The following is an 11,844-nucleotide window of genomic DNA, read 5'->3' as shown; positions in this document are numbered from 1 at the left end:
CCCCTGTGTCCCCCACGTACGACGTGATCGTGATCGGTCTCGGCGGTATGGGCAGTGCCGCCGCCCACCATCTGTCCGCCCGCGGTGCCCGCGTGCTGGGCCTGGAGAAGTTCGGCCCGGTGCACAACCGCGGCTCGAGCCACGGCGGTTCCCGCATCACCCGCCAGTCCTACTTCGAGGACCCGGCGTACGTGCCGCTGCTGCTGCGCTCGTACGAGCTGTACGAGGAGCTGGAGCGGGCGACCGGCCGGGAGATCGCCACCCTCTGCGGCGGCGTCATGGTCGGACGCCCCGACTCGCGGACGGTCTCCGGTTCGCTGCTGTCCGCCGAGCAGTGGGACCTGCCGCACGAGATGCTGGACGCCTCCGAGATCCGCCGCCGTTTCCCGACGCTGAACCCGAAGGACGACGAGGTCGCGCTGTTCGAGGCGCGGGCCGGGCTCGTGCGCCCCGAGAACACCGTCGCCGCGCACCTCCAGCTCGCCACCCGGCAGGGTGCCGACCTCCACTTCGAGGAACCGATGACCCGCTGGGAGCCGTACAAGGACGGCGTACGCGTCCACACGGCCGAGAACACCTACACGGCGGCCCACCTGGTGATCTGCCCGGGCGCGTGGGCACCGCGGTTGCTCACCGATCTCGGGGTCCCGTTCACGATCGAGCGCCAGGTCATGTACTGGTTCCAGCCGAGGGGCGGGGTCCAGCCGTTCCTGCCGGAGAACCACCCGATCTACATCTGGGAGGACGCGGCCGGAGTCCAGGCGTACGGCTTCCCGTCGATCGACGGGCCGGACCTGGGCGCCAAGGTCGCCTTCTTCCGCAAGGGGGTCGTGACCACCCCGGAGACCATCGACCGGACGGTCCACGAGGACGAGGTCCAGGCCATGGCGGATCACATGTCCCGGCACATCCCGGATCTGCCGGGCACCTTCCTCAAGGCCGCCACCTGCATGTACTCCAACACCCCCGACGAGCACTTCGTCATCGCCCGCCACCCCGCTCACCCGGAGTCCGTGACCGTGGCCTGCGGATTCTCCGGGCACGGCTTCAAGTTCGTGCCGGTCGTCGGCGAGATAGTCGCCGACCTCGCCCTGACCGGCAATACCGATCATCCGATCGGGCTGTTCGACCCCCACCGCCTCGCCGCCGCGCCCGCCTGAGGAGTCCGCACGTGACGACGACCCCCGTCTCCCCGTCCCCCCTCTCCCCCAGCCTGATCGCCACTCTCCCCGGGCACTACTACACCGATCCGGAGATCTTCCGGCAGGAGCAGGAGTCCCTGTTCGAATCGATGTGGTTCTGTGCGGTCCGCTCCGCGGATCTCGCCGGGCCCGGCGCCTTCCGCACCGTTCAGGTCGGCCGCGAGAGCGTACTGATCACCCGCTCACGCACGGGTGAGCTGCGCGCCTTTCTGAACATCTGCCGCCACCGCGGGGCCCGGCTGTGCACCGAGGAGTCCGGCGAGGTCCGGCGCAATCTGCAGTGCCCGTATCACGCCTGGACCTACGACCTCGACGGCAAGTTGGTCGCCGCGCCCAACCTGATCAAGATGCCGGACGTCGACCGCGTCGAGTACGGCCTGGTCAAGGTCGCGCTGCGGGAATGGCTCGGGTATGCCTGGGTGTGCCTGGCCGACGAGCCGCCCTCCTTCGAGGAGACGGTGATGGGCGCGGCCGTGGAGCGGCTGGGCGACGCGGCCGCCATCGAGCACTACGGCACCGAGAAGCTGGCCCTCGGCAAACGCGTCACCTACGACGTGAAGGCGAACTGGAAGCTGATCGTCGAGAACTTCATGGAGTGCTACCACTGCGCGACGATCCACCCCGAACTCGTCGACGTCCTCCCGGAGTTCGCCGATGGCTACGCGGCGCAGTACTACGTGGGGCACGGCGCCGAGTTCGGCGAGGACATCCAGGGCTTCACGGTCGACGGCAGCGAGGGCTTCGGCCGGCTGCCCGACATAGCGGACGACCAGGACCGTCGCTACTACGCGATCACTGTGAAACCGACGGTCTTCATCAATCTGGTGCCCGACCATGTCATCCTGCACCGCATGTTCCCCCTCGCCGAGGACCGCACGGTCGTCGAGTGCGACTGGCTCTACGCGCCGGAGGTCGTGGAGTCGGGAGCGGACGTGTCCAAGTCCGTCGAGCTCTTCCACCGGGTCAACGAACAGGATTTTGAGGCCTGTGAACGTACGCAGCCGGCCATGGCCTCGCGGGCGTACCGGAAGGGTGGTGTCCTGGTGCCCACCGAGCACCACATCGGGATCTTCCACGAGTGGCTGATCCGGCAATTGGGAGGCCCCAGTGCCTGACCTGTTCATCGACGGTACGTGGCGGAGCGCTCTCGACGAGCGCACCCGCGAGATCCGCTGCCCCGCCGACGGCTCCCTGGTGGGCGTCGTCGACGAGGCCGGCGGCAAGGACACCGTCGAGGCGATCGCCGCCGCGCGCCGCGCCTTCGACGAGGGACCCTGGCCCACGACCCCGGCCGCGGACCGCGGTGACCTGCTGCTGCGCGTCGCCGACCTCCTCCTGCGCGACAAGGACGCGCTCGCCCGCGCCGAGTCGCTCGACACGGGCAAGCGGCTCGTCGAGAGCGAGTACGACATCGACGACATCGCCAACTGCTTCCGCTACTTCGGGCGGGCGGCCGCCGCCGAGACGGGCCGGGTCGTCGAGACCGGTACGGCGAGCGTCGACAGCCGCGTCGTGTACGAGCCGGTCGGGGTGTGCGCGCTGATCACGCCCTGGAACTATCCGCTCCTGCAGACGGCCTGGAAGGTCGCCCCGGCGCTCGCCGCGGGCAACACCTTCGTCCTCAAGCCGAGCGAGCTCACCCCGCACACGGCGATCCATCTGATGCGGCTGCTGGAGGAGGCCGGGCTGCCGCCAGGCGTGGCCAACCTCGTCCTCGGCGCGGGCCCCGAAGCAGGGGCTCCGCTCGGTGACCATCCGGACGTCGACCTCGTCTCCTTCACCGGCGGGCTGCAGACCGGGCGGCGACTGATGGCGGCCGCGGCCGGGACGGTGAAGAAGGTCGCCCTGGAGCTCGGCGGCAAGAACCCGAACATCGTCTTCGCCGACGCCGACTTCGAGACGGCCGTCGACATGGCGCTGACCGCGGTCTTCCTGCACTCGGGACAGGTCTGTTCGTCCGGGGCGCGGTTGCTGGTCGAGGACTCGCTGCACGACCGGTTCGTCGACGAACTCGTCCGCCGGGCCTCGCAGATTCGGCTCGGCGGCCCGTTCGACGAGCGGGCACAGAGCGGGCCGCTGGTCTCGGCGGCCCATCGCGCCAAGGTCGAGGCGTACGTCGCCAAGGGGCTGGCGGAAGGCGCGGTGCTGCGCTGCGGCGGCGCGCGGCCTTCCGGGCCCGAGTTCGAGGCGGGCTTCTACTATCCGCCGACCGTGCTGGACGAGTGCTCGTCCGACATGTCCGTGGTCCAGGACGAGTCCTTCGGGCCGGTGCTGACCGTGGAGCGCTTCAGCGGTGAGGCGGAGGCCGTGCGACTCGCCAACGACACGATCTACGGACTCGCGGGCGCCGTCTTCACCACCGACGAGGCCAAGGCCCAGCGCGTGGCGGCCCGGCTGCGGCTCGGCACGGTCTGGATCAACGACTACCACCCCTACGTCCCTCAGGCGGAATGGGGCGGTTTCAAGCAGTCCGGCTTCGGGCGTGAGCTGGGACCCTCCGGCCTCGCCGAGTACCGCGAGGCGAAGCACATCTGGCGCAACACCAACCCGTCCCCACAGGGGTGGTTCGCGTAATCCCCCGATGATCCACCGATGACCATCCGGTGATGTCCGGATGATCTGATCCGCTGATCCCTTGCTCCCCTGATTCCCCCCACCCACCCGTACGAGCCGCGCCCCTCTCCCCCGATCCAGGAGGCCGCTCATGACCACCCATCCACCCAAGACCGAGCAGAACGACGACGCGGAACTCTCCGAGTTCGGCTACAAGCCCGAGCTCAAGCGCACCCTCGGCAACTTCCACACCTTCGCCGCCGGCATCAGCTATATCTCCATCCTCACCGGCACCTTCCAGCTCTTCTACTTCGGCTACGGCAGCGGTGGCCCCGCCTACTGGTGGTCCTGGCCGATGGTGTTCATCGGCCAGTTCATGGTCGCGCTCTGCTTCGCCGAGCTCGCCGCCCGCTACCCCGTGGCCGGCTCCGTCTACAACTGGTCGAAGAAGGTGGGCAATCCGCACATAGGCTGGCTCGCGGGCTGGATGATGCTGCTCGCGTCGATCGTGTCGATCTCGGCCGTGGCACTCGCCTATCAGTTGACGCTTCCCCAGATCTCCTCCACCTTCCAGTTCGTGGGCGACGGCACGGGCAAGTACGACGTCGCCACCAACGCGGTCCTGCTGGCGGCCGTACTGATCCTGTTCACCACCCTGGTGAACGCCTTCGGTGTGAAGCTGATGGCGACCATCAACACGGCGGGCGTCTTCATCGAGCTGATCGCCACCGTCGTACTGATCATCCTGTTCGCGGTGCACATCACGCGCGGCCCGCAGGTGGTCATGGACACCCAGGGCACCGGCCATGGACAGTCGTTCGGCTACCTCGGCGCGTTCCTGGTGGCCTCGCTGGCGTCCGCGTACGTCATGTACGGATTCGACACGGCCTCGTCGCTCGGCGAGGAGTGCCTCGACCCGTCGCGCAACGCGCCGCGCGCCATCATCCGTGCCATCGTCGCCTCGTTCGTCCTCGGCGGGCTCGTGCTGCTGCTCGCGCTGATGAGCGTCTCCAGCCTCAAGGGCGACAAGCTCTCCACGGACGGTCTGCAGTACATCGTCCTCGACGTGCTCGGCCCGACGGCCGGCAAGGCGATGCTGTGGTGTGTGCTGATCGCGGTCACGGTGTGCGCCCTGGCCGTGCACACGGCCGCGATCCGGCTGGCCTTCGCGATGGCCCGCGACAACAACCTGCCCGCCTCCTCGAAGCTGGCCAAGGTCAACCAGCGCTTCCAGACACCGGTCCTGCCGACCGTGATCATCGGTGTGCTCGCACTGGCGATCCTGGTCGTCAACATCCGCCAGCCGCAGATCTTCACCGTGGTCACCAGCATCGGCATCATCATGATCTACCTGGCGTATCTGCTGGTCACCGGTCCGATGCTGGTCGCACGGCTGCGTGGCAAGTGGCAGCCCGCGGGCGACGGCAAGTTCTCGCTCGGGCGCTGGGGCCTGCTCGTCAACATCGTCGCCGTGGTGTGGGGTGCGGCCATGACGATCAACCTGATCTGGCCGCGCTCCGCGGTCTACAACGCGGCCGCGCCGTACCACTGGTACCTGCGCTGGGGTGCCGTCCTGTTCGTGGGCATCGTCGCGGGCGGCGGCTACGCCTACTACTGGTTCGTGCAGCGGCACCGGACCGGGGTGCTCGCCGAGCACCAGTTCCAGGCCTCCGCGACGGAATCCGTCGTGACTCCGGCGACTCCCGTGACCCCCGTGACCGACTGAAGGACCGTCACACGACCGACCGAAGACCAGAACAAGGAGGTCAACTCCCCATGAACATCGATGAGTTCGACTATGTCGTGGTCGGTGGCGGTACCGCGGGCAATGTGGTCGCGGCCCGGCTCTGTGAGGATCCGTCCGTCACCGTGTGCGTCCTCGAGGCGGGCCCCAGCGATGTCGGCGACGACGACATCCTGAAGCTGGAGCGCTGGATGGGGCTGCTGGAGTCCGGATACGACTGGGACTACCCGGTCGAGCCGCAGGCCAGCGGCAACAGTTTCATGCGGCATGCCCGTGCCAAGGTGCTCGGCGGCTGCTCCTCGCACAACTCCTGTATCGCCTTCTGGGCACCCGCGGAGGACCTGGACGACTGGGCCGCCGCGGGCTGTACGGGGTGGAGCGCGGCCGAACTCTTCCCGCTCTACCAGCGGTTGGAGTCGAACGACGCTCCCGGCGACCACCACGGCCGCACCGGCCCGGTGAAAGTGCGCACGCTCAAGGGCGCGGACCCCTGTGGCTCCGCCCTGCTGGAGGCATGTGCGCAGGCGGGCATTCCGACCACCGCCTTCAACACCGGCAAGACCGTGGTCCGTGGCGCCAACTGGTTCCAGATCAACTCCGACGAGAACAACATCCGCCAGTCCTCGTCGGTCGCGTATCTGCATCCGGTCATGGACAAGCGGCCGAACCTGGAAGTGCGCACCGGGGTGCGGGCCAAGAAGCTCGTGCTCGACGGCCGCCGCTGTGTGGGCGCCGAGTATCTGGACCCGGACCTGATCCACACCCGGACGGTGCGCGCACGCCGCGAGGTGATCGTGTCGTGCGGGTCCATCGACACGCCCAAGTTGCTGATGCTGTCGGGCATCGGGCCCGCCGCGCATCTGCGCGAGGTGGGCGTCGAGGTGGTGGTGGACTCGGCGGGTGTCGGTGAGAACCTCCAGGACCACCCCGAGGGCGTCATCATGTGGGAGGCCAAGCAGCCCATGATCACCACGTCCAGCCAGTGGTGGGAGGCGGGCATCTTCTACGACACCGAACCGGGCCTGGACCGGCCCGACCTGATGTACCACTACGGTTCGGTGCCGTTCGACATGAACACGGCTCGGCACGGGTTCCCGACGTCCGAGAACGCGTTCTGCCTCACACCGAACGTCACCCGCGCGAAGTCACGCGGCACGGTGCGGCTGCGCACCCGGGACTACCGGGACAAGCCGATGGTCGATCCGCGCTACTTCACGCACGAGCACGACGTGCGTGTGATGACGTACGGGCTGAAGCTGGCGCGGAAGATCGCGTCGCAGCCCGCGCTCAGTGGCTGGGCGGGTGCGGAGCTCGCCCCCGGTCCGGACGTACGGACCGACGACGAGCTGCTCGACTACATCCACAAGACCCACAACACCGTCTACCACCCGTCCTGCACCGTGAAGATGGGTGCGGACGACGACTCCTCGGCCCCGCTCGACGCGCGGCTGCGGGTCAAGGGGGTCGAGGGTCTGCGGGTCGCGGACGGCTCGGTGATGCCGGATCTCATCTCCGTCAACCCCTGCATCACGACCATGATGATCGGCGAGAAGTGCGCGGACCTGTTGAAGGAGGACCGGGCTTAGGGCCCCTGAGGCGCCGGGCGCTTGAACATCCGCGTCGCCGTGATCTCCGTGTGTACGGCTTCCCCGGCGGGAGCCTCACGCGGCAGTCCCGGTCGGAGGTGTTCCTCCACGCTGATGTACTTCAGCCCGGCGCGCAGGTCGGCGTCGTTGCGCAGGCGGATGACGAGGGGGAACTCCGCGAGCGCGGTCGTGTCGAACAGGCCGGTGGTGTAAAGGAGTTGGACGCCGAGCGCATCCGAGACGGCCCTCTGCAGCTCCAGCAGGTACGTCGCGTTGGCGCGCCCGATGGGATTGTCGAGGAAGAGCGTGCCGGCGTGCCGGTGCTTGTCGCGGCCCCGGTCGTTGCTGCGCAGCGCGGCCATCGTGCAGTACAGCGCGATGGCCGCGGTGAGCAGCTGGCCACCGGAGAACACGTCACCCATCTGTCCGACGGGGACGCGCTCGGCGCGCAGCACGGCGTCCGGCTTGAGGATCTCGACGGCGACGCCCTTCGGCTGAAGGGCGGCGCTGACTCCGCGCAGCAGCAGTGACATGCCGTCGCGCCGCATGTCGGAGTTCTTCTTGACCGCCGCGCGGGTGGCCTCGTCGACGACCTCGCCGAGCCGCTCGGTGAGCGTGGCCTGGTCGGGCTCCTCGAAGCGGATACGCAGGAACTCCTGCCCGGACCACTCGCCGAGCCCCTCCGGCAGCCGGGACAGCCGCTGCGCGGATCGCAGGGTGGCGAGCGCCGATTCCACGAGCCCCCGCAGCCGGTCCACGATCGAGTCCCGGTTGCGCTCCAGCTGGGCCAGCTCGTCCGTCAGTACCCTCAGCCGGGGCGCGAAGGCGTCCGCCCACTTCTGGGCGTGTTCGGGCAGCGCGGACGCGGGCAGCTCACGGATCTGCTGCCGGGCCGGGGTGCGCACCTGCTCGTACCGGTTGGAGTTGGCATGCCGTACGAGGATGTCGCTCGCCTCGCGCGCGGTGCCCTCGGCCGCGGAGAGGTCGGCGGCGCAGCCGCGCAGGGAGCGGCGGGTCTCGGCGGCGGAGTTCCGGGCCTCTTCCAAGGTGCCGGGGTAGGGCTCGGGCTCCTCCTGCTCGTCGTCGGAGTGCTCCCGCAGCAGGTCCCTGAGCAGGGCGGCCGTCTCGTCGAAGCCACCGGCCCCGTCCTCGGCTGCGCGGTGCGCGTCGAGCAGCTCGGCGTGCGCCTCGCGCGCCTGGCTGAGCGCCTCGGCGCGGGAGGCGAGTTCACCGGTGGCCGTGCGCAGCAGCGACTGCGCGTGCTCGGCGTCGCGCGGGACCAGCTCCTGCGACAGCTCGGTGTGGGCCTCGCCGTCCTCGGGCGCGTGCCGCTCGGCCTCGCCGCGCAGCCGCCCGAGCTGCTCGCTGGCGGTGGACATGCGGGTCTCCAGAAGCTGTACGAGCTCCTCGGCGCGGGCCGCCGCGGCCTGCCGGGACGGCCCGTCGGAACCGTCCGGCGCCTGAAGGAGCTGCGCGGCGCGCGTGCGCACCTTGTTGCTGAGGCGGTCCAGCTCGGCGAGGGCCGCGCTCTCGTCGCTCTCGGCGCGGGCCTGTTCGGCGCGCAGGTCGGCGCCGACGCCGACCTTCTCGTACAACTGTGACGCGGCCCGGTAGGCCTCGCGCAGGGCGGGCAGCGAGGACTTCGCCGCCTCCGACGGGTCCTCCGGTACGTCGTCGGGGGCGCCCGCGATCTCGGCGCGCTCGGCGCGCAGTGCGCGGGCCGTGCGGCGGGCGTCGTCGGCGGCGCGCTGGGCGGCGCGGCGGTCCTCGTCGGCGGCGCGGGCGCGCTCCAGGCAGACCTGGGCGCGGGCCTCCGACTCGGTCGCCTCGTCGGCGAGTTCGCGCACCTTGACCTGCCAGCCGGCGCGTTCGCGCAGCCGGAAGGCGAGTCCGGCGAGCGCGTCGGCCGCGCGCCGGGCGCGCTGGGCGGCGTCCTGTCGCTCATCCCGTACGAGGGCTGCCTCGGCCGCCGTCTCGTCGGCCTCGGCCCGCACGGTGCGCGCCTCGGCCAGCTCCGCCTCGGCCTCCTCGGCGAAGGCGCGCGCCTCGTGGGCGGCCCCGGCCAGTTCGACGAGCCGCCCGGCGGGGCAGCCGGTGCGCCAGGACGCGAGCCTCGCCGCGAGTTCGCGGTCCTTGCCGAGCCGGGCCGCGAGGGTGCGGATCTCCTCGTCCCGCTCGGTCGCGCGGGTGCGCAGCGCCTGCCGTTCCTCGTCGGCGGCGTGCTCGTCGTGCATGGCCGGGTTCGGCGGTACGAGGAAGACACCGCCGTCGCCCGTGTCGGGGGCCAAGGTCGGGGCGAGCAGCGCGGCGGCCGTGCCGACGGCGACGGCGGAACGCGGCAGCAGCGCCGCTTCGCTGAGCGCCTCGCGGGCCCGCGCGTGGGTGTCCGGGTCGGTGATGATCACGCCGTCGACGAGCTCGGGCCTGGCGGCCAGTACGCGTGCGTGGTCGACCGGGTCGACGGCCTGTGCGAGATAGCGCCAGCCGGGCAGGGCGGGGATGCCGTGCTCACCGAGGTACTCGACGGTGGCCAGCACGTCCGGGCCGGGCGGCAGGAGTCCGCCGTCGCCGAGGGCGCCGAGGATCCGGGCGTCGTCGGCCGCGGCGGTGCGCAGCTCGAAGAGCTGGCGTTCGGCGGAGGCGACGCCGTCGTCGAGCAGCTCGCGCAGTTCGTCGGCGTACTGGTCCAACTCCTCGGGCGTGAGGGCGCCTTCGGCCTGCGCCCAGACGTCGGTGGAGGTGCCGCCGGTGCCTCGGCCGGTGTCACCGACCTTGCCGTGACCGCCGGAGGCAGCCGCGTCCCCGGCCGTCCGGGGCACCGGTACCCCGCCGCGCCGCGGTCCGGCGGCTCCCGGCAGGCCGAGCAGCTCCGCGAGCCGTTCCTCCCCCGCCAGCGTCTCGGCCGTACACCGCTCGCCGTCGTACGCGCGCTCGGCCGCCGTCGCCGCGTCCGCCGCGCGAGCGGCCGTCAGCTCGGCGCGGGACTCGGTGGACGCCGCCTCGCGGGCGTGCTCCGAGGCCCGTCGCGACGCCTCCCGCGCGGTGTCCCACGCAGCGACGGCCGTCTTCTCGGCGTCGCTCGCGGCGAGGGCGGCGCGGGCCGGGTCGGCGTCGGGGGCGGTGTCGTCCAGCCAGCCCGCGCGGACCGCCTCGGCGGTCTCCTGCTCGACCTCGCTCAGGCGCTGGCGCAGGTGTCCGACCTCGCTGCGGGCGCGCTGCGCGGCGGTGGCGGCGGCGGTCGAGTCGGCGTACGCGGTCTCGCCGACCTCCTGGAGTCCGGCGGACCGCTCCTCCTCCTCGTTGGCGAGCGCCTCGGCGCCTTCGGCGGCGCGGTGCAGTGCGCGGACGAGGTCGACGGCGGCCTTGGCGCGGGCGGCGAGCGCGGGCGCGGCATCCCGCTCGGCTTCGAGGATCGCGGCGGCCACGCGCGCGGAGCGGTCGGCGGCGGCACGGTGGCGCAGTACGAGCTCTGCGGCCTGCCAGGAGGAGTGCAGGGTGCGCGCGTCGGCCAGTTCACGCTTCTGGGCGGCCGCCGACTTCTCGGCCCCGGCGAGCGCCAAGGAGGCGTGCCGGTAGGCGAGTTCGGCGGCGATCAGGGCGCTGCGCTCGCGTGCGCCCTCGGCGTGGGTGACGGCGTACGCGGCGGCGGTCACGCGCTGCGCGAGCTCACCGGCGCGGACGCGCTCGCGCACGGCTCGCGCGGACAGTCGCCGGGCCAGGGTGCGGGTGCGACGCTCGGCGGCCGTGTGGATGTCACGCGCGCGTCCCCGCGCTTCGGCGGCCTCGACGATCCGGCCGAGCAGATCCGCGGAACCCGCCGTGAAGTCCCGCTCGGCGATCAGTTCGGCCCGCCGCCCCAGCTTGTTGCCGAAGCCGCCGACCAGGTCGGCGAGCCCGTCGGTGTCGCGGGTGTCGGTGACGGCGCGCAGCAGCAGGTCGGTGAAGTCGGAGTCCTTCTTGACCGCGAAGAGACCGGCGGCCTCACCCTCGTCGGCGTTCATCTCCCGCTGGTAGCGGAAGAGTTCGGGGTCGAGACCGAGATCCGTCAGGTGCTCGTTCCAGCGGTCGTGGATCTCCTCCCAGTGCACTTCGAGGTGCGGATACGCCTTTCCGGCCTCGGTGAGGGCGTCACGGAAGCCCTTCATGGTGCGGCGCCGCCCCTGTGCGCCGGACGCGCCCTCGACAGGCGGCCGGACGGCGGTCGCCTCGGCGACGGGCAGGTTGTCCAGGCTCAGCCCGGGGCCGGGCCGGAAGGAGTACCAGGCTTCCGCGAACTTCCGCGGGTCGTTGGAGACCTGCCGCCCCCGCCACTCGCTGGCCTTGCCGACCACGACGCACTCGCCGGTCAGGGTGTGCTGCCACTCCAGTGCGACATGACCGCAGTCGTCGGCGAGCAGGAACTTGCGCAGCACACCGGAGCTGGCACCGCCCAGGGTGTTGCGGTGGCCCGGCAGCATGACCGAGAAGATCAGCTTGAGCAGCACCGACTTGCCGCCGCCGTTCTCCAGGAAGAGCACGCCCGCGGGCGCGGGCCGGCGCGGCGGCCCGACGGGCTCCTCCTCGAAGAACTCCGCCTGGGTGGGCGCGGGGTCGGGCACCGGCTCGCCGACACCCCGCAGGTCCAGCACGGTGTCGGCGTAGCGCGCACCGGCGGGCCCGATGGAGTAGAGGCGGACCCGGGACAGCTCGTACATGGCGGCGGACTCTCGTAGTAAGTCTTCGGATACGTGCGTGGGATACGTAGGTGTACGTAGGTGGG

Annotated in this window: 6 protein-coding genes; 5 read left to right on the top strand and 1 reads right to left on the bottom strand. The window is 71.1% G+C overall.

What is annotated here, in order from left to right:
• Positions 1–5: 5 nt before the first annotated feature.
• From solA to OG568_RS40225, 5 genes are all read left to right on the top strand, one after another.
• Positions 6–1,160: an N-methyl-L-tryptophan oxidase gene (gene solA, locus OG568_RS40245; protein WP_329535068.1), complete on the top strand. Its 1,155-nt coding sequence runs from the start codon at positions 6–8 to the stop codon at positions 1,158–1,160.
• A gap of 11 nt (positions 1,161–1,171) precedes the next feature.
• Positions 1,172–2,317 (top strand): aromatic ring-hydroxylating oxygenase subunit alpha, encoded by a 1,146-nt coding sequence (locus OG568_RS40240; protein WP_329535067.1) that lies wholly within the window; start codon positions 1,172–1,174, stop codon positions 2,315–2,317.
• The gene (locus tag OG568_RS40235) at positions 2,310–3,776 is read left to right on the top strand and encodes an aldehyde dehydrogenase family protein (protein ID WP_329535066.1); all 1,467 of its coding nucleotides are present in this window, start codon (positions 2,310–2,312) and stop codon (positions 3,774–3,776) included. Before OG568_RS40240 ends, OG568_RS40235 begins: the two co-directional genes overlap by 8 nt.
• 130 nt (positions 3,777–3,906) lie before the next feature.
• Complete coding sequence (locus OG568_RS40230) at positions 3,907–5,481, top strand: APC family permease (protein ID WP_329535065.1); 1,575 nt, start codon at positions 3,907–3,909, stop codon at positions 5,479–5,481.
• A 50-nt stretch (positions 5,482–5,531) separates the two neighbouring features.
• Positions 5,532–7,085 carry a GMC family oxidoreductase gene (locus tag OG568_RS40225; RefSeq protein ID WP_329535064.1) on the top strand — a complete coding sequence of 518 codons (1,554 nt, stop codon included), beginning with the start codon at positions 5,532–5,534 and terminating at the stop codon, positions 7,083–7,085.
• Here the strand turns inward: OG568_RS40225 and OG568_RS40220 are convergent.
• Complete coding sequence (locus tag OG568_RS40220; RefSeq protein WP_329535063.1) at positions 7,082–11,779, bottom strand: hypothetical protein; 4,698 nt, start codon at positions 11,777–11,779, stop codon at positions 7,082–7,084. The two genes, OG568_RS40225 and OG568_RS40220, sit on opposite strands and share 4 nt — an antisense overlap.
• Between the last annotated feature and the right edge of the window lie 65 nt (positions 11,780–11,844).

The sequence above is a fragment of the Streptomyces sp. NBC_01450 genome (assembly GCF_036227505.1).
Taxonomy (GTDB): domain Bacteria; phylum Actinomycetota; class Actinomycetes; order Streptomycetales; family Streptomycetaceae; genus Streptomyces.
The sequence above is the reverse complement of the archived record's forward strand: the minus strand, read 5'-3'. Positions and strand labels throughout refer to the sequence as shown.